This is a genomic window from Winogradskyella jejuensis (assembly GCF_900129745.1).
Taxonomy (GTDB): Bacteria; Bacteroidota; Bacteroidia; order Flavobacteriales; family Flavobacteriaceae; genus Winogradskyella; species Winogradskyella jejuensis.
Window position 1 is genome coordinate 412,365 of the sequence record NZ_FQWS01000002.1, and the last position, 24,742, is coordinate 437,106.

Sequence of the window (24,742 nt, forward strand, 5' to 3'; positions counted from 1 at the left end):
GTATTTTTATACTGCTATGAAAACAAGAAAATCAGGTTTTGTATTTAAGACTTACGAAGCACCAAATCAGTCACCTTTTGAGAAGCTTTTTGAAATTTTCAAGGAGCTCATTACTTATACCTCTGGTGATTTTGATGAAGCTATTGATTGGTTGCGTCAACTCGATAAAGAGTACGAGCTAACCACACCAGATTACACTATTGATGATTTTATTGAAGACCTTAAAAATAAAGGGTATATAAGTGAAGAAATAGACCCAACGGGCGAAGGCGACGGTGAAGGTGATGGCAAAGGTAAATTTGCAATTACAGCAAAGACCGAGCGTGCGATACGTCAGCAAGCTTTAGACCACATTTTTGGAAAAATAAAACGAAGCGGCGCAGGAAACCACAAAAGCAAAGGCGTTGGCATAGGAGATGAGCATACTGGCGAATTTCGAGCCTACCAATTTGGTGATGCTCTAGAAAAAGTATCGATGACCGAAAGTTTACGAAATGCTCAAATTAATAATGGTCTTGGCGACTTCAGTTTAACTGAAGACGATTTGGTAGTTGAAGAAACATTACACAAAAGCCAAATGAGTACGGTGTTAATGATAGATATTAGCCACAGCATGATTTTGTATGGCGAAGACCGCATCACACCTGCCAAAAAAGTGGCCATGGCATTGTCGGAATTAATCACAACGCGCTACCCAAAAGACTCTATAGAAATATTGGTTTTCGGGAATGATGCTTGGCCGATAAAAATTAAAGATTTACCCTATCTTAAAGTTGGGCCTTATCATACTAATACTGTTGCAGGATTGCAATTGGCGATGGATATGTTGCGCAGAAAACGAAACACCAACAAACAGATTTTTATGATTACTGATGGTAAACCAAGTTGTTTGCGCTTACCAGATGGTCAGTATTATAAAAATTCTAATGGTCTCGACCCATACATTACAAACAAATGTTATGCTATGGCTCAGCAGGCGAGACGTTTGCACATACCAATTACCACATTTATGATTGCTGAAGACCCATATTTAATGCAGTTTGTTAGAGAGTTTACACAAGCCAATCGTGGTAAAGCATTCTATACAGGATTGAAAGGTTTAGGTGAAATGATTTTTGAGGATTACGAGAATAATAGAAAGAAAAGAATTAAGGGTTAAAGCCCCATCTAGCTTCCCCAAAGGGGAAGAATAAATACTAATACTAAAATAATAATGCTGTCACATCGAGCGCAGTCGAGATGTATCAATTGAAAAAAATATATGAAACTAGAACAAATTAAAACACTAGGCGAATTAAAACAGTCCGGTTATCAATCGAAATCTATTAAAGATGAATTACGTGATAATTTAATTGAAAACATAAAGCATAAGGTCACCACGTTCGAAGGTATTCACGGTTACGAAAATACGGTGATTCCTGAGTTAGAACGAGCGATTTTATCAAGACACAATATCAATTTACTAGGATTACGAGGACAAGCCAAAACACGCTTAGCGCGAATGATGGTAAATCTGCTAGATGAGTATATTCCGGTAGTTGAAGGTTCTGAAATTAATGACGACCCATCACAACCCATTTCAAGATTTGCTACAGAATTAATCGCAGAAAAAGGAGATGATACACCAATCACTTGGTTACATAGAAACGAACGTTTTGCAGAGAAATTAGCAACGCCAGATGTTACGGTAGCAGATATTATTGGTGATGTTGACCCCATAAAAGCGGCCAATTTAAAATTAAGTTATGCTGATGATAGAGTGATTCATTACGGGATGATTCCGAGAGCTAACCGTTGCATTTTTGTAATTAACGAGTTACCAGATTTGCAAGCGCGTATTCAGGTTGCATTATTTAATATTCTGCAAGAAGGTGATATTCAAATTAGAGGATTTAAATTGCGTTTACCTTTAGATATGCAGTTTGTTTTTACAGCAAATCCTGAAGATTATACCAATCGTGGTAGTATTGTAACACCTCTGAAGGATAGGATTGGAAGTCAAATTTTAACCCATTACCCAGATAATGTCGATACGGCAAGGACCATCACTGCACAAGAAGCGCGATTGGATGACCGTCAGTCGGAAGCAATTCATATTCCAGATTTGGCAAAAGATTTATTAGAACAGATTAGTTTTGAAGCTCGAGAGAGCGAATATGTGGACGTAAAAAGTGGTGTGAGTGCGAGAATGAGTATTACTGCTTTTGAGAATTTATTAAGTACCGCTGAACGTCGTGCCTTAATAAATGGTGATACCAATACAGCCGTAAGATTATCAGATTTTATAGGAATTATCCCAGCCATAACAGGAAAGGTAGAATTGGTATATGAAGGTGAGCAAGAAGGTGCAGATTTTGTGGCCAATGCTTTGTTAGATAATGCTATTAAAACATTATTTCCGCGATATTTCCCTAAGGTAGAAAAGCTACAGAAACAGGATGAAGAAACACCTTATGACGATTTAATTTCTTGGTTCTTTAATTCGGATGGTTTTGAGCTTTTAGATGATGATAATGATACAACCTATAAATCTAAGCTTGATGAGGTAAAACCATTAGATGCACTTTTGGCAGATTACCAACCAGATATAGATAATCGTGATGTCTATTTTGAAAAAGAATTTATTCTTTGGGGTTTAACGCAGTTCAAGAAGTTAAGTAAATATCGCTATTCAGAAGGTCTACAGTTTCAAGATCCTTATGGTAGTTTTATTAATGGGTTATGATAATTGCTAATCTATAAAATTGTGTTTTTTTAAAAAGTCTATCATTTCAATTTTTACACTTGGAGAGATTCTGTAAAAGTGCCAATAGCTATGATTGCCACCTAAGAAGTTGAGGGTATTATCTAATTTTATCTGACGTGCTCGCATTTCCATTCCATGCTCAGCATCGTATGCCTCTATAGTAGTAAGTAAATTTGTTCTGCCAGAAAAGTAATCTTGAAGGGATTCTATGTTCTCTTTTGCAGGGACAATCCAATCTCGCTCTCCATAAATTCCTAAAAAAGGTTTTTTGTAAGATTTTAAGATATTTTTTGGATTAAAATTATGACGTCTTACCCATAAGTTTTTTATCTCTTTGGCTGAAGTTGGAATATCCGTATCGTCTAGGAGTTGTTTCCAATTTTCCGTTTCCGAAACTTTCAATAGCTCTTGCATTTCTTCGTAATCCTTTTTAGAGTTTTTAGCAGAAAACATAAGCTCTGTATATCTTGATAAGCTTTTTAAGGCTGAATTACTTAAACCATAAAATTCATGTCCGTATTTCATCGATTGGAATTGTTGGTCTTTAACGGATGTCGAAGGTCCTACGATACTAATCATAAAATCAAAGTTAGTAGATTCCTCTGCTTTTACCATAGTCCAACCTCCAGCACTGGTTCCTAAAACACCAATGTGTTTGTAGTCATTAGGATGCTTACTTAAAAATCTCTTAGCCTCAATCAAATCATCTGCTAAATCCTTTATGGTAGCTTTTGAGCAATCACCAGTTGATTTACCTGTGCCACGCTTTTGATATGCCAAAACGGTAATGCCATATTCTCTTAAAACTTTTGCATAAAGATTAAACTGAGTTTCTTCACTGTAACACCCACGGCCACTTACTAAGACAATCGCTGTTTTATGCTTTTTTATCTTAGGTATGTGTAGATGACCATTAAGTTTTACAGTTCCAGAATCGAATTTTATTTCCTCAACATTGTAATTTTTTGGAGGATTAGCAGTCTTTTTAAAATGCAAATAAACTGTAGGATTGATTCCATCCATAGCGCCAACGAGTTCTAAGTTGTTCTTATCTAGTTTTAATTCTGCTTTACCATAGCCAGTTCCAAAAGAAATAAGATTTAAAGAATCAATTTTTACAGGAACTTCAAATTCACCATAACTAGGATGCCATTCTTCCATAATTTGTAGTCCAAAAATCTTATCTCCACTTTTTCTAAACTTTATATCTATTTTTTGATAAGCATTGTTTTTAATAAATGCACCTTCCCAATACCCAATTAAAGCATCTTCAATCTCTTTACTTTGTTGTGAACTAATTTGTAATGGCAGTATTATTAAAAAAAGTAGTAGAATTTTTTTCATAGTATTTTCTATTAATAATAAACTAAGGTTCTCAATTGTTTTTGACTTAAAGTATCGTTTTTAAGCATATGACGTTCAATCCAGTTATCATAATCGTCGGTTTTAAGATACCTATATGTTTTTGTACTGTAGCGTTTCCCTTTTGAGTTTTCATAGAAGCCTTTTATTACTCTATTCTTATTATCATAATACAAACTATCAAAGCCTCGGTATTCTCCCTTACCATTTGAGTAGGCCATCAATACATCATTTCCATTTACATCTTGATGAATTGTGGATTTCCATCGTATTTGGTTATCAGTGTTTAAAGATGCTTCTACACGATTCCCTTCCATATCTGTGTAGACCGTATCTCGGCTCGGCTCAATATCATCTTCTTCATAATACTCAGCACCAATAAGTTTCATATTATAATCATATTTTCTGTAGAACCTTAGAACGGTATCACGTTTTTTACCAATCCAATACACATCAATTGAATTACCATCTTTATCAAAATTCTCAATAGTTGCAGATTTAAAAATCAATGAATCATTCCTTATGTCAAAGTTTTCTTCTGTTACTTTTGCTAATTGTTTTTTTATGGTTTGTTGGTCTTCTGTATCTAATTTTTGCACTTCCTTTTTAGAGTCTTTACAAGAGTTTAAAACTAATGCAAAGACTAGTAGAAGAATAAATTGCCGTTTCATGGATGGTGAATTTTAATGATTATTACTATTCTAATGTACACATAATTTCTACTTATGGATGAGTTAAATTAAAATTAGTATTATTTTTTCTTTGGTTCAAAAACCCACCATACAACTCCATTGCTAGGATTAAAGCTTAATTTTAAAGTACCGATTTCGGACTCAATTAAATATTTTCCTTGTATACGGATGTAATTATTTTCATCATTAAGATAGGCTCTGTACTTAAGGTCTTCGTATATAAATGTAATCCCGTTACTAAGTTCAAATTTTAGATTTTTTTTACCTTCTATTTCTCTAGAGTCTGTAACAGAATAGTCGGCTGTGACACCATTACTTTTTATTGAATATTCATCGGAATGTTTTTCTTTATAGCTAGAGGTTAATACTTTTTCTACGCGTCCTTCTTTTAGCTTAAAAACATCCGCTGAGTCTTTCCATGAAGGATAAACGTAAAGTGTATAATTACCGTCAATATCTATTTCACCAGGGTCATCACTATTTTTGAAAATAATGTAGCCATGTTCATTTTTTAATTCAAATTTTGTACCTGGTGGATACATTTCGTAATCATTTGCTTCGTTAGATTTTGTAATCTTCAAATAAGTGGTTTGCGAGTATCCAGCAATACTGATAAATAAGCATAATACTAATGTTGTGAGTTTTGTTTTTTTAGTTTTCATAATTTCTATTTTTTTTAATTCTTGTAGGTTTTAAAAAACCACCATGTTTCTCCATTTGTTGGTCTGTAGCTTAGCTTTATCACTCCAGATTTTGTATAGATGATATAATTACCTTCAATTTTTAAAGGTTCTCCGTTTTGTTCGGCAGTCATCTCACCATCTATATAAGTCATAGTTATTCCATTATTAAACTCAAAAGTAGCGTTGTAAATTTTTGGATTGCTACTGGATTTATGTAGTGTCTTTTTCATTGTTAACCCATTTGTAAAATTGCTTTTATCATATTCATAATAACCATAATCTTGTTTGTTTTTCTTTCTGGTACTATGCTCTTTTATAGCTTTGAAATACTCAGCATTACTTTTTATTTCAATTTTTCCTTCACTCAAATAATAAATATTACTGGTGTTTTTATAAGTAGGATAGACAGTGAGTTTATAGGTTTGATTTATGATAAATTCTTTTTCTGATGATTTGTCGCTGTAAACAATATTATTATTTGTGTCTGTAAGCTCAAATCTGGAGCCAGGTGGATATTTGATAAAGTCATTTTCTTTATCACTTTTTGTGATTTTTAGATAGTCGTTTTGTCCAAATGTTAAGTTCATAAGCATTAATAACGCTATGCTTGCTAATACTTTCATTGTGTTTCTTGTTTTCATAATTTTTATTTTTCAGTTGTTATATTCTGTTTTTTTCGTCTTCAATTCCTGTTTTTCTTTTTTGAGCTTTTTTAATCTCATCCCTACCAAAATTGTAAGTGAGATTAAAGCGTACTTGTCTACTATCGTTACCACCATTACCATCAATAAATAGGTCTCCAAATTGTGTAGTCCCTCGCCATGGTGATGTAAATAAGATATCGTTAAAGGCTAATCTGGCAGTGAGTTTATCATCTAAAAATCGTTTTTGGAAAGCAATGTTTAGTGCGCCTAAGCTCTCTGTTTCATAAGTTCCGCCCCAAACAGATGGCGAGTTAAACCAACCTGAAATTTCTGCAGTAAGCCCTTTTGAAATCTTAAATGTATTTTGCGCATAAAGACTTAATGTATTTTGTTGTGTCTCTACAAAATCTGGATTCGTTGCTTCATAAATACTACGGTAAGCGTTGAGACTTATATATACATTCCACCAATCATTAAACTTTGTGGGATACGATACACCAAGGTTTATTATTTTTTGATTGGCTACATTTCTTTGGATAATGAAGTTGGTATTGTTTGGTCCTGCTTCAGTAATCTGAGCAAAGAAATCACTAACAAATGTATAGCTGATTGAGGTGGTTAGTCTGTAATTGTATGTGTGTGATAATTTTAAGTTATCTGTATATTGAGGCTGTAGAAACGGATTCCCTTGTCTAAAAGATAGCTCATCGATTCTGTACTGAAAAGGATTTAAACTTTGATAATTAGGACGCTGAATGCGCTTACTATAGTTTAGAGATAAAGTGTTTTTTCTATTAACTTGATACGTTATTCCGCCGCTAGGAAACCAATTCGTGTAGTTGCGTTCTACACGATTGTTTTGATTGGCTTGAAGACTTGTTAGTTGTCCGTCAGAAACTGTATTCTCCATTCGTAGACCAATTTGAATATTTAGTTTTTCAAATTTTCTATTGTAGTTAAAATAGGCGGCATAGATTTGCTCGTCATAATCAAAATCATTAGACTGAGATTCATCTAAATCATTTGCACCGTTAGTTCTATCAAAGGCATCAAAGCTATTTTCTGTATATACTTTGGAGTATTTAAAACCAGCACTTAAAACACCTTTAAGGAAGTTTTGTTTGTAATCTGCCTGTCCAGAAACGATAGAGATATCAATAGGTGTATCAAAAAACACAATGTTTTCACTGATTACTTGCGTTTCATCTCCATTAAAATAGCGGTTGGGTTGTAAATTAAAACGTTCGCTATTGTATTTTCCATAATCTAAATCAACATTTAAAGAGTGTCCAAGGGTGTCTTTGAATCGGTAATTGAGGTTAGTAAAAATATTTGTGGTTTTATTATCGGAATCACTTCCTGAGATTAACACTTCATCAGGATTTTGCTGTGAAACTGGTCGGATAGGCGTTCTCGAATCTGTCTCAGATGACGAGTTGTTAAAGTTTCCAGTGGCTATGATACCAAATGTAGATTTGTCATTTGCATAGTAATCAAACCCCAATCTTAGGTTATTACTATTGTTATCAAAAACACTATTTGACCGCGCATCGAAGTTAATATTGTTTTGAGTTCGGTTAAGGTTTATAAAACCTGTACTCTTACCAAAATTGTTACTATACGTACCATATAAACTTGTCCTTTTGTTTCTATTATTAAAAGATATAGAGTTGTTATATCTCGCATAATCTCCAACCGTGAGTCCAGATGCAATGCTGCCATTGGTTCCTAAGCTTTTATCTCGTTTTAATTTTATATTGATAATTCCAGCATTACCTTCGGCATCGTAACGCGAAGACGGTTGTGTTATAATTTCAATATTGTCTATGTCGCTAGCCTGAAGCGTCTTTAAAAAGTTAACTAAATCCTGACCTCTTAGAACTGATGGTCTATCATCAATGTAGAATAACACACCTGCTTTTCCTTCTACAATGATACTATCTGAGTTGTCTATAATTATTCCTGGGGCTTTTCGTAATAGTTCAAATCCATTATCGCCAATAGCATTAACGGTGTTAGCAACGTTAAAAACAGTTTTATCTGCTTGTACTTGTATCATTGGCCTTTCCGCAACAATAGTTACTTCTTCTAAAGCTTCAGAATCATCTTGCATTACTATTTGCTCAAAAGTTTTGTTAGTATTTTCTAAATCAAAAGGCTCCGATTTGTAGTCTTTTAATCCCAAACTTGTTATAAGTAAATAGTAACTACCATTCTCAATAGATTTAAATAAAAATTCGCCTTTTTCATTAGAGAGTTCTCCTTTAATAAATCCATTGGTTTGAACATCTAAAAGCGAAATAATTGCAGCTTGAACGGATTGTTTGTTTTCTGTAACAATCTTACCGGTTATTGTGTTTTGTGACCATGTCACTCCAAATACTAAGCTTAGGAGTAGGAGAATAAAAGACTTCATAATAGTTTGTTTTTAATTTCTGAAACAAATTTGAAGCATTAACTTAGTCTATACACGCCTAAACCGATAAGTAGGAAAATAGAGTGATGAGTGGCCAAGTCCATTCATCGGGCTATGGGTCAACTCGTCTTTATTTGTTTAATTAATGATTAGACTTACATTATATTTGAGTCATATGAATACAGTTATGAAGAATATTAAATTAAAAGAATTAGGAATCATCTTTGGATTTTACTTATTCTTTTCAATCTTATATCGTATAGTGTTATGGTATAGCGCAAATAATTATGAATCAGAAGGATTCTGGGGTTGGGCAAAACTTCGAGATTATTGGTACATGGCAGGCATGCAGTATGTTTTCTACTTTATTGCCTCTATTTTTATCTGGTTTTTAGGTGTTTATCTTTTAAAAAATAGAAAAAAAATAGTTCAAATAAGTGTTGTTGCAGTTCTTATACCAATTGTCGTATATTTTATTAGAGAGTCTAGATATATTTTTTTAGATAGCATTGATATATGGCATTTGGGTGGTGCAGGTGCAGTTTGGGATTGGTATATCCCAACATTATTTATGATGATTCAGTTTGGTTGTTTCTTTGCATACCGTTATTTCAAGGAAAATCAGCAAAAATTAAAGGTTGAAGGCGAGTTAAAAACAGTCGCTTTAAAAAGCGAACTATCAGCATTAAAAGCACAATTAAATCCACATTTTTTATACAATATATTTAATACCATAAGTGCATCAGTACCGCCAGAAAATGAAAAAACAAGACACCTGATTGCAGAGCTTTCAGATTTGTTTCGTTATCAGCTAAAGGCATCGAAAGTCGAAAAAGTTCCGTTGAGAGAAGAATTAGAGTTTGTTAATAAATATCTCGATTTAGAAAAAGAACGATTCCAAGAACGCTTAAAAGTTAGTATTAATGTAAAGGAGAATTTATTAGATGAGATGGTTCCACCAATGCTGCTTCAACCCTTGGTTGAAAATTCAGTTAAGCATGGCCTATCTTCTTTAATCGAAGGCGGAGAGATTTCTATTTCAATATTTAAAAAAGAAGATAAATTACATTTTGAAATTGCAGATACTGGCATTGGAATTGAAAATAAATTATCGGTTTTTGATAAAGGCATAGGGTTAACCAATACCAAATTGCGTTTAGAAAAAATGTATCAGACGACTTTAAATCTTAGCGATAATAGTCCAAAAGGCTTAAAAATTAGCTTTACTCTATGAAAAAGGTAGTTATAATTGATGACGAGTCTGCGGGACGTCAGTTGATAAAGCAATACCTAGAAGACTACCCAGAATTAATTCTTCTTGGTGAAGCCAATAATGGCGTTGATGCTGTAAAAATTATTAATGAGTTTAAACCCGATTTGGTGTTTTTAGATATTCAAATGCCAGGAATGACAGGGTTTGATGTACTCACGCATTTAGAAGAGTTACCTCAAATTATTTTCTCAACCGCTTACGACCAATATGCGCTTAAAGCCTTTGAAGTTCATGCCGTAGATTACCTCTTAAAACCTTACACCAAAGAACGTTTTAAGATAGCTGTAGACAAATTAAAAGAAAATGTACAAGTGAATAAGGCCAGACCATTAGCAGAAAGTTTATTGATGGATACACCAAAATATCCTGAACGTATTTTGGTCCAGAGCCAAAACAAATTGGTGACAATTGCAGTTGAAGATGTAATTAGAATTGAAGCCTACGGAGATTATTCGAAGTTAGTTACTGAAGCAAAAACTTATGTCAGTAATTATGGAATTTCTACGCTAGAAGAAAAATTGAATGAATCTATTTTTATAAGAATTCACCGTTCATCAATTATTAATCTCAATGCGGTAAAAGAGCTAAATAAGTATACAAAAAGTTACGATGTGACCATGAAAAATGGAGATGTTGTTAGGGTAAGTAGAGGTTATATGGAGAATATAAAAAAGCTTATGTTTTAGCTACCAAGCATTCCTACTTTTAATATTAGCCTCGCAGAGTCTTATAATTTCTGCAATTCTTTTTTGTTTGGTGTCTTCGCGTTTAGCACTATTTAACCAAGACAGATAACTTTTTCTGTAGCCTTTGGAGAAGTTTTGGTAGTTTTCGAATGCTTGTGGATTTTTATCAAACGCTTGTTGAAGATTATCTGGTATAACATCATTTTCAACATCATCCATCGCCGTCCAAGTTCCTGTTTGTTTGGCAAGGTCAATCATTTTATAACCTGCCTCTTGGATTAATCCTGCGGCTTCTAATTCTTCGATATACTTTTTATTAAGTGCACTCCAAGAACTTTTAGGATTACGTTGTGTAAAATATTGGATACGCTTACCGTTTCCTAAACTCTTTACCGTAGAATCTATCCACCCAAAACATAAAGCCACTTTTACAGCTTCTTCCCAACGCATGGTTGGTATTTTGGTTTCTAGTTTGTAAAATACCAGATAAACCGCTTTTTCCTTAGTATGATTAGCGAGGAGCCAATCGTACCATTCTACATCACGTTGAAAATAGAGCTCTGGAAACTTCATTCTATTTTACTTTACTCACATTTATGTAGTAGTCTCTATCGACTATAAAATCATCATTCTCAATAGCCATGGTTTTCCATTCAGAATTTGGGAATAGCCATTGTGTTTTACCGTCAATTTTAACTTCAATAGGCATATCAAAATCCTTTACAATATTGACATACCTATATTTTAGTTGATTGTCTTCAATTAAATATTCTAAAGTAGGAATGCGTGTATCTCTGAGATATTGATTAAAAAAGGCGGATAAATCTTTCTTTGTTTTGTTACTAATGTAGCTTTCAATTTGTGCAGTAGTTACGGTTTGATGATAAAACTCTTTATTTAAGCCTCGTAGAATTTCTCGCCATTTTTCGTCATCTTCAATAAGCTGTCTTAAGGTATGCAACATATTTGCGCCTTTGTAATACATGTCTCCAGAGCCTTCGTTGTTTACATTATACTGACCAATTACAGGCCTGTCATTTCTAATATTAGCTCGCGTACCGATGACGTAATCTGCTGAAGCTTCTTTTCCATAATAATAATCTAAAAACAAATTTTCGGAATAGGCTGTAAACCCTTCGTGAATCCACATATCTGCCGCATCTTTGTAGGTGATGTTATTTGCAAACCACTCGTGACCCGCTTCGTGAATGATAATAAAATCGAATTTTAATCCCCAACCTGTACCAGATAAATCGTTGCCTAGATAACCTTTTTTGTATTGATTACCATAAGTTACAGAGCTCTGATGCTCCATACCAAGATATGGGACTTCTACGAGTTTAAAACTATCTTCATAAAATGGATAAGGACCAAACCAATGTTCGAAAGCTTTCATCATTTTTGGTGCGTCTTTAAAGTGCTCTTTTGCTTTTTCAAGATTATCCTTTAACACCCAATAATCCATATCTAATTCGCCTTTTTCACCTTGATAGGTTTCAGAAGAATTAACATAGTCACCAATATTAATATTTACACCGTAATTATTAATTGGGTTATTGACAAACCAGTGAGATTTTACTTTATTGCCTAAATCTTCAAGTTTTCTCAGTCGACCGTTCGAGACGTTTGTTAAGCCTTTTGGATTGGTCACACTAATAAGCATGCTATCGACTTCGTCGTACATATGGTCTTTGTTTGGCCACCAAACACTGGCGCCCAAACCTTGGTTAGATGTTGCGATAAAGTGCTTACCGTTAGCATCTTTTTTCCAAGAAAATCCGCCATCCCAAGGAGCACGTTTAGCTTCGCGAGGATAGCCTTCGTAATAGATTGTTATGGATTTTATAGCACCAACAGGTTGTTCACTTTCAACTTTAATAAAATGAGCGTTTCCCTCAGTTCTAAACTCTAATTCATCACCATCCTGAATCACTTTCGTGATTTTCATTGGCGCTTGTAAATCGATTTGAAGCTCTGGTTTAGCCTTTAAAACACGATAGTTTATAGTGTTTTTTCCTGAAATGAATTTCTCTTCAGGCTTCACTTCAACATCGAGGTGATAATATGTTAAATCCCACCATGCACGTTCTGGTGTAATGCTGCCACGCAAAGTATCTTGTCGCGTAAACGTTTCTTTTTTAGATAACAAACCTTGAGATGTACTTAGGCACGGGATGATAATTAGTAATGCAAGTAGAATTTTTTTCATTTTATTTTTTTGAAATGATAAGTCCTCGTTTTAATGTTTTTGCTGGAATAGAGTCTAAAATTACGGGAATTGATACTAATCCGTCCGCAGTTGGTTTGTAAACACCAAAATGTAAATGCGGAACGGTCGTCCATCCCGTAAAACCTGATAATGCAATAGGTTGGTTGGCTTTGACGGAGTCACCAATTTTTACCAAATTTCCATTTTGTTTTAGATGCACATATTGTGAAAATGTGTTGTCTTCATGATATAGCATCACATAATTTCCGTAATTTTTAAAATCTTCAGTAACTCCTTGTTTATTGTGTTTGGCGACAACATTAACTACAACCCCATCTCTTGCGGCTACTATTGTATCTCCAATAGCCATGTCAAAATCTATACATTTTGAAGAAAAAGCGCCTTTATGAGAAAAATCGCCATCATAGCCTTGAATTATTTTAGACTCGTAACCTTTCTGAAACGGAAGCGTATAAACATAATTGGTATCGTATTCTGTAAATGGATATTTGCCATAATAAGCTAAAAATCTATACTTTTTTAAAACTGAATTGGAGTCTGTTTCCGTAAGACGATATCCGAAAATTTGTTCTTCTTCTTTGGGTTCTAATTGTTTAAAAAGTGTTTCATCTGTCTCTCTATTAATAACTTTTACATACATGGGAGAAACCAAGTGATTTTTTGAAATCACTAAAAGCGAATCATTTTCAACCTTAAATTTTATAAATCTTGGCGCTGTAAGTTTTTTTGAGCAACCTACCACCAATGAAATAAAAAATATGAGCAGAAAGAAACACCGTTTCATTTTTACTAGCGAATAATTTTATTAGGGAACGTTACTAGACTTTCGTGACCATCTTTACCCACAGCCGCGATGCCGAAAAAGAAGTTATCGACGACAATACCATCTAAGGTATATTCACTAACATCTCCAACATAGCGACTATTGTCCCAAGTAGGTGAGGTTGTATCTCTCCAATAAATTTTATAACCTACAGCGCCATCAACTCTATCCCAGCTAAATTTAGCAGAAGGTTGAACTATTCCACCAATACCTACGTTTTTTGGTGCCGGTGGAGAAGAGGCAATGCTTGCTAAATTTATTGCGTTTACAGCGGTTAGCTTTTTACAATATGGGAAGTTAACATGCTCAAAGGTATCACCGTAATCAATGCCATCTTCTGTACGAATGTCTTGATGTTGTTGCGTATAATTTTCGTGTGCTTCCATAATACGGATTCCCGCAAAACCAACATCGTTGAAAGGTCTGTGGTGTCCGCCACGGCCAAATCGGTCTAAGCGGTAGACCATCATTGGATTCATCTCTGGCATATACGTCTTCACAGTTTTATGCACATAGCGCGCCAATTGACGTGAAATCCCATCAACTTCACCACCATAAAACCGTCTTGCACGACGTGCACGTTCACTTTCGTTTGCAGGTACTGGTTCTGAGAAGATTCTGAATGTGCGGTTGTCAATCACGCCATCAACGCCTTTAATATTTCCAATCATGTCGTTATTTAAAATTCCTACGATATCCCAATTGTTGTCTTGTGCATATTTTGCTAATCCTTGACCGCCAAAGAGGCCTTGTTCTTCTCCTGAAAGACCTACGTAGATAATACTGCTATCAAATTTGTATTTAGATAATACCCGAGCAGCTTCTATAGCGCCAGCCATACCTGAAGCGTTATCGTTGGCACCTGGTGAATCTGATGTAAAATCCGTTGGGTCTGACACTCGTGAATCGATATCACCACTCATAATAATAAAACGATTTGGATATTTGTTGCCGCGTTGTATAGCGACGACATTAACCACCATAACGTCCTTAACTATGCGTTGATTAGTGCCTTTTTCAACTAAATCTTTTTGATAGAACACCTCTAGGCAATCGCCACAATCTTTAGAAATTTTATCAAACTCAGACTTAATCCAACGACGCGCTGCGCCAATACCGCGTGTGTCCGATAAGGTGTCGCTTAAGGTGTGACGTGTACCAAAATCGGCAAGGGTTTTCACATCGTTTCTTAAGCGTTCTTCAGAAACAGCATCAATAATATCGTAAAGTTTTGGGTCGGTTTGAGCTTGATTTATTGTAAAGCCAAATAAGGCAAGTCCTAAAATAATTTTTTTCATGAGAGTTAGTGTTTTGAAGCCTAAAAATAAGGCTTTCGCTAAAGCTTTGTGTTTAAAGATTTGTTAATACGTTAATCTGTTTTTAGTCGTCTACAAGTAAAAGCGTGCCAAAAATATTAGCGTCAATCCAGCCACGGTTTTTATCTTCACCTTCAACTTTTACAGAGCCGATAAAGTTTTCGCGAGTGGCACTATTATCATTATCGCAATAGGCAAGGGCAAAACCTACATTTTTATTGGCGCTTAATTTTACGGGGAAATTAGTCTCAGATTCGTTATAGGTGTCATCATATAAAGAAATTTTCACTTCCCAAACCGATTGATTTCTTGCAGTGATTCGTTTTGATGTTATGTGAGAGTTGAAAAGTATTCCCTTTTCTTCTGTTGACATATCTACGACATTACCATCTAAGGCTATATGATAAGCAAAGGCGTTATGATTAAACTGATGATTTCCACCGCTATTGTCTTCGTCAACAAAAATCTCTAAGCAGTCATCGTCCCACCACGCTTTTAACGGGTCTTTTTCTTTATCCAGAAGAATATCATCAGTAATTTCAGCCAAAAGGTATAAGGCATCTTCTGTCCAAGCTAGCTTATAGCGTCCTTGAAAATCTACTTGTGAATAGGCTTCTCCTAACCATAACTGATTTATTGGTTGCCATTCCGATTTTCCCCAAACAGCTTCATTAGCTTTTCCGTCAATTATTGGAGTTACAGCCGCTTTTTTTACTTCTATAAGTTGGTTGACTGGCTTTTTTACGGGTATTTGTTTTTTGTAATTAAATTTTACGGTTTCAACTTTATCTTCCGCTTTAATTTCAACGTAAACATTCATCTCTGTATCGCTAACTTTTTCAAATGACATGCCTTCAAATACGACTTTGTTTTTGGTAATATATTTTAGTGGAAAGTCTATGGTTTCGTCTTTGGTTTCCCAGCCTTTAAGGTCGTTATTGAAATGTTTGAGTTGAAGGACAAGTGAGTTTTCTATCTCACGGATAATTTCTATTTCATAAAATTGCACCTTGTTATCTACTGTTAATTTAAAGGTTGCCATCATAGAACCACCTGACGGCTCACTCCAGATTTCTTCGGTTTTTCCACCAAAAGCTTCACCATGCCACGTACCAGAAATCCAAGCGATGTTTTCTAATTTTGGCTCTAGTTTTTGTTCTTGAGCGATTAGTGAGCAGGACATAAGCAGTAGAAAAATTGAAAATTGCTTCATGCGAGTTTTGATTAATACTTATCTTCGTTAAGATTTTATAAAGTTAAAAAATGAAACGATTTTATCTGGTATTACTTGTAATTCTATTTTTTGGCTGTGTTGATAACACTGTTTCAACAACTGCTGAAACAACAACCATAAATCCTGAAACCTATTGGGGCGAAAGCCCTTGGCCAGAGATTAGAAAAAAGCGTATCAATACACTACTTCCAAATGCACTTGAAAATGCAGAAGTAGATTGTTGGTTAATTATCTGTAGAGAAAATAATAACGACCCAATTGCTGACCATATCGGAGGCGAAAATGCTGGAGGTACTGCTGTGTTCTTGTTTTATAATGACGAAAATGGATTTCATTCTAAAGTATTCTCACCATCTGGTGAAGCTACAGCTTTAGACGATTTAGACATTCACGATGAGGTTGTGAGTGTTGAGCGTGGTACATCTGCGGTGACGATGGCAGTAGATTTTATAAAAGAAAAAGAATTTGGAACTATAGCTGTTAATTCGTCTAAGAGCAACGCTATGGCAGACGGACTATCGTACTCGCAACGACAGAATTTAGAAAAATTATTAGGCGATTATTCTTACCGTTTAGTACCATCTACAGAAGTTGTTTACGAATGGCTATCTATAAAACTACCAGAAGAAGTCGAGATTCTTCGCAAAGCGGCACAGTTGACTGCTGACTGGCAGATTGAAGCCTATAAACAAGTGATTCCAGGCAAATCTACAGATGCCGATATTGCTAAATTTTTAAAGCAAAAAATGGTAGAATATGGTGTGAAAGATGGCTGGGCACCAGACCAAAACCCGAATGTAAATTCTGGCGCTGATCGCGGACATTCACACGCAACGGACAAAGTAATTATGCTAGGCGATGTGATACAAATAGATTTTGGTATAAAAGTTTACGACCGTTGGGTTAGTGATATTCAGCGTTTTGCTTATGTTTTAAAAGATGGCGAAACAGAAGCACCTGATGATATTTTGCATTATTGGGAAAGTGGTAAAGCAGGAAATCGTGCAGCGCTTGCAGCTATGAAACCTGGCGTAAAAGGTGTGGATGTTGACAGGGCACAACGTGTACTTATGAAAGAAGCAGGCTCGGATTATGTGATGTGGAGCACAGGACATCCAGTGGGTTATGTAGCGCATGATGTTGGGCCAAATCTTGGCGGCTCTCAAGCGTCTCATGTAAGACCAGCATCAGAAAAAATCATAAAAGAAGGAATGACCTTTGCTTTTGATGGTTTCCACGCTTGGAAACTTGAGGATGGTGGTACAAAAACCATATCGGTAGAGGAAATGGCTGTTGTAAAAGAAAACGGTGCTGAATATCTAATTGCTCCGCAGGAGGAATTGATTTTGATAGTTAATTAAAGAGGTAACTAAAATTATAAAGCTAGTTAGTATATTTTTTTCATTTGTTTTTGCTTGATAAGTGATTTTCTGATATTTCTGAAAAATTTAATCATCTAATTTTCAATTGTGCATCTATAAGTTGTAGCAGTTCTTTAATTTCGGTATCGAGTTCTAATCGTCGGGTTAAAATATCTTGTGTTAAGGTGAGTTTCATCCCAAGAAGATTTCTTACGTTTTTATCTTTAAGGATTTCTATGTAATCTGTTGCTATTTCGTTTGCTGAATCAATTTCAGGAATTTCCGATTTTATTAATGGAATAAAGTTGATTTCGTTTTCTGAAATATTGTCAATTCTTATTTCTTGAACATTCAATCTATCATTTAATATGTCTGATAGTCTGTTATACTTAAAATCTAACTGCGTAAACTTTTCACTTATTACTTTGTTTTTTATCAAACCTAATTGGTTGGTATTTTTTAGATTCAAGTATGTTGTTAACGTTGGTAAGTCTCTTTGTAAATCCCAAACTGCTATTTTAAAAATTGAATCCGTAATTTGTTTTGTATGATACCTGTTATTTTCGTTTGCTGTATTTATAGATTCGATAAGAATTTGTTTCACTTCAGTTTCATGGTTAATAAGTGCTTTAGATTGTTTTTCGGCTTGTTGCAAATTGTTCCGCAGACTTTTTAGGACTTCAACTTCTTGGATACTGCTTTTTCTGTTTTCATTCCAATTATTTATGCCTAAGGCAATTAAAATACCGATGACAACTAATATTATTTCGCCAATGGCATACAATAGATATTTGTTGAAACGGTTTTCAGTGAGTAGCTTTCTTCTAATACTTTTAAAGAGTTTTATCATCGTTTTTTGATTAGTCCCGATAGCTATCGGGATAAAGCTTGTTATTTTAATTGATTAGCACATTTAATTGCTATTACAGTTTAATTTTAATTCTTTAATAAGCGGTTCAATATCAGTTAGTATACTATTATATAACTCTTGTTCGCGAAAATTTATACCTATTGAAAATATTAGTGATTCTTGGCAATCTTTGTAATACGGACTGTTTTTGTCTAAATGCCAATCTAAACTTGGTAGTGTTTTGCGTATATTTTTATCTAACTCTAAGCCAGAGAAATCTTGCCAACCAAATTCTATAACATTATTCGATAAAAGCTTATCAGAATTTGATATCCTATTACTTTTAGCTATTTCTGATTTATTATCTAAATTCTCATAATGTTCAAACAGTTTCTTTTTCAATGTTTTATCCTTAATCAGACTAAGTTTTCCAGTTGAGGTTAAGTCTGTTATCGCCAACTTGCTTGGTATAAAAGCGTCTGACCTTAACGCAAAGAAAAAAGTCAATAGAATTTCTTCTTTAGTTTTGGTTTGAGCATCTATATCTAAAAGCAACTGTTTTGCTACTTCTACTCTTTGTTTAGACGCATCAATAAGTCCTTTTAATTCTGCTTTGTCCAATTCAAAATCATCTAACAATTGGCAGTAATATTCGGTTTCGGTTTTTCGTTCTAATCGTTCTGTATTCCAATTATTGATTTGTAATGCAATTAAAATTCCAATGACCACGAGGATGATTTCGCCAATTGCGTATTTAAAGTAGCGACCTGTTTTGTTCTCACTCATAAGGTTATATCTAATTTTTCTAAAAAACTTAATCATAGTTTTATATTCTATTTTTCAATTTGTATCCTTATCAAAGGTCTGCAAGACCTTTTATTTCGGATAGTCTAAAAAATTTTATCATTTATCTCTTAATTTCTTTATCTAAAGCTTTTAGGATGGTATTTATTCGTTTCATTAAGGTTTCAGATTCTTGATTATTAAACATATTTAGGGTTAATGCCCACGCAATCTTACCTTCTAATTTTGGGTCTGTCAAAAGTTCATTAGTGGTTCTTGTAATGAGTTTTGATTTTCCTGGAATAAGGTTTTCGACTTGTTTAGATTCTAACAAGTTTTTAGGTATGTCTTTAAAAAAGTTATATGCTACATCACGCTGTATATCTATTTCATTTACATAGGGATAGAATCTCTGTTCACAAAATCTAAGAAATATGCGCTCTACTTCTTGTAGTTGAATCACATCAGTGCTCCAGTTAACAAGCAGCTGTTTTAATTCTTCATCTTTCAAAATTTCTATAGTTCCAGAACTTACTAAGTCGTTTTGTATAGGGTCAAAAGTCGGTGGTTGAATGGTGCTTAAATAAACAAGGATACTATCGCGTGTAGCGTTTTCTGGGTTGTCAAAATAGTCTAATAATTGCTTACAACTCTCAATCAAAGTATTTCTGAACTCAATTTTATCTAGAAGTTGTTCTTTATTAGATATAAATTCCTTTTCAAGTCTTTTTAATATGGCTTGCTCATTACTATTTTCTTTGCGTTGTTCATTCCAATTGTTAATTTGAAGTGCAATGAGAATACCAATAACCACAAGAATAATTTCGCCGATGGCGTATTTAAAGTATTTTGACATCTTATTTTGTTTCATGAGGTCGAATCTAATTTTACGGAATAACTTAATCATGCTTATGATTTTAGATTATTATCAATTAAATCCAGTAATCGTCTTATTTCTTCAGCAGTAGTGTCTAAAAGTTTATTTTGACCATCAATACTTAAATCCATAATTATCAGGTTAGAATAAACTTGTTTATCGCTATGTATGTTAACCTCTGAAATATTGGGTAAATGAGAATCTCGTAGCCTGAATTGTTTTAACAATTGTCGGTTGCCTATTTTAGGAGAGATATCGTCTACAAATTGTCGTGTTTTTTCTTTAACGCGTTCTTGGGTACTATTCACAAAGTTTCTTTGATAATATTGTGAAAGGTTATTTCTTAACTCCATATTTGTAATCAAATCAATATTTTCTGAAGTTATCATATTTTCAAAAGCAATAGTGTTCGGTTCAAAAACATCAAATTCATTCATTACATACATATGATTTACAATTGTAGGTACATATTTTTCAGGATTAGACGTTTTTTCAAACATCATAAAGGTTGAGTCTATTTTTGAGGCTTTTAAAGCATTAAATTCTTTTACTTCTTTTATCCTTTCTAAATCGCCAATTAAGCTAATTCTAATTTGTTTTAAATAGACCTGCTCTTTAGACTTTAATAATCGTGTGGTATTCCAATTATTTACCTGAAGTGCCAAAAGAATCCCAATCATTACTAAGATGATTTCGCCTATGGCATAAAGTAAATATTTGTTAAAACGGTTTTCAGCAAGTAGCTTTCTTCTAATATTCTTAAAGAGTTTTATCATCCGTTAAGTTTTTTTCCGCAAGCGGCTATCTTCACCAAATGTCCACTGGACATTTGATTTTACAAATGCAAAATTGTGTTTCAATAATCGGAAGAATTTTACCATCGTTATTTCTTATTCAGGTTTGTGTACTTCCAATTCAATCTCCACCATAAATTCTGGTAATGCTAATCCTTTTACCTCAAGCCATGAGCCTGTTGGGAATCCATTATTATAAATTTCAGCTCTGTAACCAGATTTTTCAAGCATTTGTGCCATATCAGTGGTGAAGATGTCTTCTTTAATTACATCATCAAAAGTGCAACCATAGTGTTTTAGTATTTTTTCTAAATCTGCATAACAGTTTTTCATTTGCTGTTCTATATTGCCAATAGCAGTTGGGTTGCCTTCATCATCCATACTTACTGCGCCAGAAATTTTAATGTTATTTCCAATTTTTACAGCGTGTGTGTATCCATAAGCCTTTTCTACTTCTGGTCGTAATTGAAAATATTCGGGTTTCTCGGATTTAATGATGACTTCTTTTTCCTTTTCTCTTTGCTGTTGGTCACAACCTTGAATGGCCATAGTCAGTGAAATAAAAGTGAAGAGATAAATAAGGTTTTTAATTGTTTTCATAATTCAGTTCGTTTTGTTTTGAGTCTATTTTTCGAAAAGTTTAATCAATAGCATTTTTACATTTAGAATTGAGTATTTCAATCATTGCTACTATTTCTTTTTCGAGTCGCATTAATAGTTGTCTGTTTCTTGAATTAATACCTAAGTAAAATATAGCATCATTCAACATATTTTTTCTGATTTCTTTGGTGAAGTTAATATTAGATTTGAGTGATTCATAGTTGACTTTTGTGGTATCAATTGTATTAAAATCTTCGATTAATTTTATCCATCCAGAACTTAATAAATCTTCACTTTCAAAAAAGCGTTTGTCTGTAATTGCCAAACCACTACTTTCTATTACAGCACTTGTATTTGCTAAAGTCTTGTAATAGTCTGCTAATTGATTTTTTAGAGATAAATCCTTGATAATGTTTAAGTTTCCGCTCGATTTGATATCCTCAAAAGCATCCGTTGTAGCTTTAGCGTCTCTAATAGAATACTTTATAGATTTTAGAACAAGTGGTGCAATGCTATCTAAAGGCATTGATTGGTCTTGTAACCTTTGGATTAATGTGTTATTTGTAGCTATCTTTTCATTCAATAAATGAACATAATCGTTGAAGTTTACTAAATCTTGATTAACATCTTCCAGTAATCTGCAATAGTATTGTTGTTCTAATTTTTGGTCTTTTTTGTATTGATTCCAATTGTTAATCTGTAGTGCTATCAAAATTCCAATAACCACCAAAATGATTTCGCCTATGGCGTATTTAAAATAGCGGCTGGTTTTGTTTTCGCTCATAAGTTTATATCGTATTTGGCGGAAGAGTTTAATCATGCTGTTTTAGATAAGATGTTATCATATTTCTTAATTCTTGTGCTTGCTCTACTATAAATGTGCACGATTTTACATAGCCTTCATAAATAATACTTTGATAGGTTAAGATGTTTTTAAATTTAATTTCTTTTAAAAGTTTTCTTGAAATCTTAGGGTCTACTAATCCATTTTCAAGAGGTATATTTTCTAGGACATAGGGGTCAATATTGTTGCTTACAAAACCGTCATGCCATGCAGCTATCTTATAGACGTCAGGGAGCGTGTGTTCATAAAACTGATTTATTTGTTTAATTAATTCTTCATCTTCAATTAGGTGGAGTTGTTTGTTGTCTTTTATTAATTCAAACACTCTCTTGAAGGGTTTGGCATTAACATCTTGAGCGATATAATTAATTAACACCTTTAAATCATCATCCGTGGCTTCGTTGTTCATGAGTTTTTGAATTTTCTCTAGGCGTTCTTGGAAACTTTCACCTTCTTCGCTAAAGAAATTCATGTTCTCTTGCAGCTCGTCTATCATATTTACTAGTGAACTTTGCAATTCACTTTCAATTTTTTGATTTTCATTCCAATTGTTGATTTGAAGTGCAATTAGAATTCCAATAATCACCAGAATAATTTCGCCAATAGCGTATTTTAAATATTTTCCTGTTTTGTTTTGATCTAACATCGATTTTCTAATCTTTCTAAAGAATTTTATCATAATTAATTGAGTAGTTGCGAGATTAACGAAACTGAGAATATGGTAAGCATAAACCACCCAATAAACCCTTGTATTATGGCTAAGTAGCGTGGTAAACCTTTAATAGGGATTTCTCCAAAGCCTAAAGTGGTAAAGGTGTTTATAGAGAGCATTAGGGCGTTGAGTATTTTTATGAAGATATCGTATACAATGGCTATTAAAAATGCGCCTACTAACAAAATGGATTTCCAGACACGCTTAGATTTTGGCAACTCATTCCAAGTGCCTTTCATGATATCTACACGTTTTAGAAAAGAAGCTGAGAGTTTAGTACCTGAGACAGACCATCTGTATAAGGGTAGAGCAGTAGCTATAAAAAACTTAGGAATGTGTTTTTCTGCCTTAAGCATATAGGTTTTAAAATCTTCGGATGCTAAAAGCTCATCTTGTTGTTCTTCTAGGTAGACATCGTGCATGCCAGCGTCTTTGCTCATGTATTTGGTAAAAAAGCGGTAACGGTCCATGATGCGATTTTTACCGTGTTTGTCCCAAGAGTTAGGGAAGAAGAGGTAAATTAATGCAAATAATAGGATAACATAGATTGATACAACTACAGCACCTTCTGGCTCTGTACCATAATTTGAGAATAGCTTTAAAAATTTATTAATCTGAAGCTTAAAAAACGTATTGAATGTAGGGTTTAAATTATGTTCATAAGCGATTCTTTGACTTTCTAGCTCTTTAATTTCTACATAAAATTTATTAGCTTCTACTGTATTGTGCTTCTCTTTAAAGTAATTGTAGAACACACTTTTTTGGTCTAGCTCATATTGGTAAGTTGTGGGATTTTGTATTTTTTCTTTTGTATTATAATTATTAAAGAGGTCAAAGTTGCTTATATCCGTAAAGTTAATCCATTGGTTTAGACTTCGTTTATAATCATCAAACCCATCTAAAGAACTGGTCGTTGATTTAAATTGATTTACTCCAATAAAATTAACATTATTGGTTGCTTTAAAGTTTATTAAAGACGGTACATTAAATGCATTGTCTTTAAAAATAAGTTCATCTATTTCAATACAATAAAATTGAGGTAACCCATTATTAAATGTATTGTTTTCAATTACAGCTTGTGTTAATTGTTCAATATGAATATAATGTGGGTAAGAGGTATTAAATGTATTATAGCTAAAATCAACAAAATTTAATAAAAAGTTACCAATGTATATTCTAGAACATTTTTCGCCAAATGTGTTATTTACAAATTGCCATCCAAAATCATTTTTATCTTCAAGGTTGGTTGAACTATTTATGATTCTGCAACTGCCAAGAAATTGAGATTGATAAATATAAGTACTTCCGGTAGCAGCAGGATATTTCTCTTTGAAAACTTCAAACTTGGGGTATTTAAAGTTTGAGTGTTTAAAAGCTTTTTTAAAAATACAATTACTAAAAGCAAACTCAAATGAATTGAGAATAGTCACATCTTTTTCAAAAACAATGCTATGGATGCTACTCATTACGTCAGCTTTATAATCTTGGTAAACGATAAATTGAACATTCTCTAATACTATGGCCTTATTAACAATGTGTCTTTCCTTATCATATGCTTTATTCGCATTACGCGATATAGAATAATCAGGTGCTAAAAATTCTTTATCTTGTATCGAATCATATTTTACAATAGCATCTTTGAGTATAAAAATGGTATCCTTTTCTTTTTTTATCAATTCAAAAAATTCAGAATACGAGTATTCTTTAGAGGTCTCATCTTGAGAAAAACTATTCAGAGAAAAGCATAGTATAAAAAGTAAAATTGTTTTTTTCATATCAATTCTATAATTGAAACATAAGTGAAGCAGGGTTATAT

Annotated in this window: 23 protein-coding genes; 5 read left to right on the plus strand and 18 right to left on the minus strand. The window is 33.6% G+C overall.

Translation table 11 applies throughout. The annotated features are described in order from the left end of the window. Positions 1-16: 16 nt before the first annotated feature. Positions 17-1,159 (plus strand): vWA domain-containing protein, encoded by a 1,143-nt coding sequence (locus BUB95_RS09665; protein ID WP_073085928.1) that lies wholly within the window; start codon positions 17-19, stop codon positions 1,157-1,159. Between the two features lie 102 nt (positions 1,160-1,261). After that, on the plus strand, positions 1,262-2,725 hold the full coding sequence (locus BUB95_RS09670) for a MoxR family ATPase (RefSeq protein WP_073085930.1): 1,464 nt from the start codon (positions 1,262-1,264) through the stop codon (positions 2,723-2,725). Positions 2,726-2,731: 6 nt separating this feature from the next. On the opposite strand, the gene BUB95_RS09675 is transcribed toward BUB95_RS09670, so the two are convergent. From BUB95_RS09675 to BUB95_RS09695, 5 genes are all read right to left on the minus strand, one after another. Beyond that, positions 2,732-4,090 carry an alpha/beta hydrolase family protein gene (locus BUB95_RS09675; RefSeq protein WP_073085932.1) on the minus strand — a complete coding sequence of 453 codons (1,359 nt, stop codon included), beginning with the start codon at positions 4,088-4,090 and terminating at the stop codon, positions 2,732-2,734. Positions 4,091-4,101: 11 nt separating this feature from the next. Beyond that, a complete protein-coding gene (locus BUB95_RS09680; RefSeq protein ID WP_073085934.1) occupies positions 4,102-4,779 on the minus strand; it encodes a hypothetical protein in 678 nt (225 codons plus the stop codon). 80 nt (positions 4,780-4,859) lie between these two features. After that, positions 4,860-5,462: a hypothetical protein gene (locus BUB95_RS09685; protein ID WP_073085936.1), complete on the minus strand. Its 603-nt coding sequence runs from the start codon at positions 5,460-5,462 to the stop codon at positions 4,860-4,862. Between the two features lie 14 nt (positions 5,463-5,476). After that, positions 5,477-6,124 (minus strand): hypothetical protein, encoded by a 648-nt coding sequence (locus tag BUB95_RS09690; RefSeq protein WP_143185586.1) that lies wholly within the window; start codon positions 6,122-6,124, stop codon positions 5,477-5,479. A gap of 19 nt (positions 6,125-6,143) precedes the next feature. Further along, on the minus strand, positions 6,144-8,543 hold the full coding sequence (locus BUB95_RS09695) for an outer membrane beta-barrel family protein (RefSeq protein WP_073085939.1): 2,400 nt from the start codon (positions 8,541-8,543) through the stop codon (positions 6,144-6,146). 187 nt (positions 8,544-8,730) lie between these two features. Here BUB95_RS09695 and BUB95_RS09700 point away from each other — a divergent pair, with 187 nt between their 5' ends. Both BUB95_RS09700 and BUB95_RS09705 read left to right on the plus strand, forming a co-directional pair. Continuing rightward, on the plus strand, positions 8,731-9,777 hold the full coding sequence (locus BUB95_RS09700; protein WP_234969255.1) for a sensor histidine kinase: 1,047 nt from the start codon (positions 8,731-8,733) through the stop codon (positions 9,775-9,777). Further along, the gene (locus BUB95_RS09705; protein WP_073085943.1) at positions 9,774-10,502 is read left to right on the plus strand and encodes a LytR/AlgR family response regulator transcription factor; all 729 of its coding nucleotides are present in this window, start codon (positions 9,774-9,776) and stop codon (positions 10,500-10,502) included. The genes BUB95_RS09700 and BUB95_RS09705 overlap by 4 nt, the downstream gene beginning before the upstream one ends. On the opposite strand, the gene BUB95_RS09710 is transcribed toward BUB95_RS09705, so the two are convergent. The 5 genes from BUB95_RS09710 to BUB95_RS09730 all read right to left on the minus strand — a co-directional run bounded on the left by BUB95_RS09710 (position 10,503) and on the right by BUB95_RS09730 (position 16,084). Then, a complete protein-coding gene (locus BUB95_RS09710; RefSeq protein ID WP_073085945.1) occupies positions 10,503-11,075 on the minus strand; it encodes a YdeI/OmpD-associated family protein in 573 nt (190 codons plus the stop codon). Between the two features lies 1 nt (position 11,076). Next, positions 11,077-12,711 (minus strand): M1 family metallopeptidase, encoded by a 1,635-nt coding sequence (locus BUB95_RS09715; RefSeq protein WP_073085947.1) that lies wholly within the window; start codon positions 12,709-12,711, stop codon positions 11,077-11,079. 1 nt (position 12,712) lies between these two features. Beyond that, positions 12,713-13,516, minus strand: coding sequence for a M23 family metallopeptidase (locus BUB95_RS09720; protein WP_073085949.1), 804 nt, complete (start codon positions 13,514-13,516; stop codon positions 12,713-12,715). Positions 13,517-13,521: 5 nt separating this feature from the next. Next, positions 13,522-14,853 carry a M28 family metallopeptidase gene (locus BUB95_RS09725; protein ID WP_073085951.1) on the minus strand — a complete coding sequence of 444 codons (1,332 nt, stop codon included), beginning with the start codon at positions 14,851-14,853 and terminating at the stop codon, positions 13,522-13,524. A gap of 82 nt (positions 14,854-14,935) precedes the next feature. Further along, positions 14,936-16,084, minus strand: coding sequence for a DUF6265 family protein (locus BUB95_RS09730; protein WP_234969256.1), 1,149 nt, complete (start codon positions 16,082-16,084; stop codon positions 14,936-14,938). Positions 16,085-16,134: 50 nt separating this feature from the next. Here BUB95_RS09730 and BUB95_RS09735 point away from each other — a divergent pair, with 50 nt between their 5' ends. Further along, complete coding sequence (locus tag BUB95_RS09735; RefSeq protein WP_073085953.1) at positions 16,135-17,466, plus strand: M24 family metallopeptidase; 1,332 nt, start codon at positions 16,135-16,137, stop codon at positions 17,464-17,466. A gap of 91 nt (positions 17,467-17,557) precedes the next feature. Here the strand turns inward: BUB95_RS09735 and BUB95_RS09740 are convergent, their stop codons facing one another. From BUB95_RS09740 to BUB95_RS09775, 8 genes are all read right to left on the minus strand, one after another. Further along, positions 17,558-18,316 (minus strand): DUF6090 family protein, encoded by a 759-nt coding sequence (locus tag BUB95_RS09740; RefSeq protein WP_073085955.1) that lies wholly within the window; start codon positions 18,314-18,316, stop codon positions 17,558-17,560. A 63-nt stretch (positions 18,317-18,379) separates the two neighbouring features. Next, complete coding sequence (locus BUB95_RS09745; protein WP_143185587.1) at positions 18,380-19,102, minus strand: DUF6090 family protein; 723 nt, start codon at positions 19,100-19,102, stop codon at positions 18,380-18,382. Positions 19,103-19,223: 121 nt separating this feature from the next. Continuing rightward, positions 19,224-19,970 carry a DUF6090 family protein gene (locus BUB95_RS09750; RefSeq protein ID WP_200777214.1) on the minus strand — a complete coding sequence of 249 codons (747 nt, stop codon included), beginning with the start codon at positions 19,968-19,970 and terminating at the stop codon, positions 19,224-19,226. 38 nt (positions 19,971-20,008) lie between these two features. Further along, on the minus strand, positions 20,009-20,752 hold the full coding sequence (locus tag BUB95_RS09755; RefSeq protein ID WP_073085961.1) for a DUF6090 family protein: 744 nt from the start codon (positions 20,750-20,752) through the stop codon (positions 20,009-20,011). A gap of 114 nt (positions 20,753-20,866) precedes the next feature. Then, positions 20,867-21,370 carry a RidA family protein gene (locus BUB95_RS09760; RefSeq protein ID WP_083573365.1) on the minus strand — a complete coding sequence of 168 codons (504 nt, stop codon included), beginning with the start codon at positions 21,368-21,370 and terminating at the stop codon, positions 20,867-20,869. Positions 21,371-21,410: 40 nt separating this feature from the next. Continuing rightward, positions 21,411-22,154: a DUF6090 family protein gene (locus BUB95_RS09765; protein ID WP_073085963.1), complete on the minus strand. Its 744-nt coding sequence runs from the start codon at positions 22,152-22,154 to the stop codon at positions 21,411-21,413. A 28-nt stretch (positions 22,155-22,182) separates the two neighbouring features. Next, a complete protein-coding gene (locus BUB95_RS09770) occupies positions 22,183-22,893 on the minus strand; it encodes a DUF6090 family protein (RefSeq protein WP_073085965.1) in 711 nt (236 codons plus the stop codon). A gap of 2 nt (positions 22,894-22,895) precedes the next feature. Next, the gene (locus BUB95_RS09775) at positions 22,896-24,701 is read right to left on the minus strand and encodes a potassium channel family protein (RefSeq protein ID WP_073085967.1); all 1,806 of its coding nucleotides are present in this window, start codon (positions 24,699-24,701) and stop codon (positions 22,896-22,898) included. Positions 24,702-24,742 lie beyond the last annotated feature (41 nt).

Coding starts and splice junctions, on each gene's coding strand:
- BUB95_RS09735 (WP_073085953.1), top strand. CDS start 16,135: ATGAAACGATTTTATCTGGTATTACTTGTAATTCTATTTTTTGGCTGT.
- BUB95_RS09715 (WP_073085947.1), bottom strand. CDS start 12,711: ATGAAAAAAATTCTACTTGCATTACTAATTATCATCCCGTGCCTAAGT.
- BUB95_RS09725 (WP_073085951.1), bottom strand. CDS start 14,853: ATGAAAAAAATTATTTTAGGACTTGCCTTATTTGGCTTTACAATAAAT.
- BUB95_RS09670 (WP_073085930.1), top strand. CDS start 1,262: ATGAAACTAGAACAAATTAAAACACTAGGCGAATTAAAACAGTCCGGT.
- BUB95_RS09720 (WP_073085949.1), bottom strand. CDS start 13,516: ATGAAACGGTGTTTCTTTCTGCTCATATTTTTTATTTCATTGGTGGTA.
- BUB95_RS09760 (WP_083573365.1), bottom strand. CDS start 21,370: ATGAAAACAATTAAAAACCTTATTTATCTCTTCACTTTTATTTCACTG.
- BUB95_RS09695 (WP_073085939.1), bottom strand. CDS start 8,543: ATGAAGTCTTTTATTCTCCTACTCCTAAGCTTAGTATTTGGAGTGACA.
- BUB95_RS09765 (WP_073085963.1), bottom strand. CDS start 22,154: ATGAGCGAAAACAAAACCAGCCGCTATTTTAAATACGCCATAGGCGAA.
- BUB95_RS09685 (WP_073085936.1), bottom strand. CDS start 5,462: ATGAAAACTAAAAAAACAAAACTCACAACATTAGTATTATGCTTATTT.
- BUB95_RS09730 (WP_234969256.1), bottom strand. CDS start 16,084: ATGAAGCAATTTTCAATTTTTCTACTGCTTATGTCCTGCTCACTAATC.
- BUB95_RS09680 (WP_073085934.1), bottom strand. CDS start 4,779: ATGAAACGGCAATTTATTCTTCTACTAGTCTTTGCATTAGTTTTAAAC.
- BUB95_RS09750 (WP_200777214.1), bottom strand. CDS start 19,970: ATGAAACAAAATAAGATGTCAAAATACTTTAAATACGCCATCGGCGAA.
- BUB95_RS09690 (WP_143185586.1), bottom strand. CDS start 6,124: ATGAAAACAAGAAACACAATGAAAGTATTAGCAAGCATAGCGTTATTA.
- BUB95_RS09700 (WP_234969255.1), top strand. CDS start 8,731: ATGAAGAATATTAAATTAAAAGAATTAGGAATCATCTTTGGATTTTAC.
- BUB95_RS09770 (WP_073085965.1), bottom strand. CDS start 22,893: ATGATAAAATTCTTTAGAAAGATTAGAAAATCGATGTTAGATCAAAAC.
- BUB95_RS09675 (WP_073085932.1), bottom strand. CDS start 4,090: ATGAAAAAAATTCTACTACTTTTTTTAATAATACTGCCATTACAAATT.
- BUB95_RS09705 (WP_073085943.1), top strand. CDS start 9,774: ATGAAAAAGGTAGTTATAATTGATGACGAGTCTGCGGGACGTCAGTTG.
- BUB95_RS09665 (WP_073085928.1), top strand. CDS start 17: ATGAAAACAAGAAAATCAGGTTTTGTATTTAAGACTTACGAAGCACCA.
- BUB95_RS09745 (WP_143185587.1), bottom strand. CDS start 19,102: ATGAGTGAGAACAAAACAGGTCGCTACTTTAAATACGCAATTGGCGAA.
- BUB95_RS09740 (WP_073085955.1), bottom strand. CDS start 18,316: ATGATAAAACTCTTTAAAAGTATTAGAAGAAAGCTACTCACTGAAAAC.
- BUB95_RS09710 (WP_073085945.1), bottom strand. CDS start 11,075: ATGAAGTTTCCAGAGCTCTATTTTCAACGTGATGTAGAATGGTACGAT.
- BUB95_RS09775 (WP_073085967.1), bottom strand. CDS start 24,701: ATGAAAAAAACAATTTTACTTTTTATACTATGCTTTTCTCTGAATAGT.
- BUB95_RS09755 (WP_073085961.1), bottom strand. CDS start 20,752: ATGATAAAACTCTTTAAGAATATTAGAAGAAAGCTACTTGCTGAAAAC.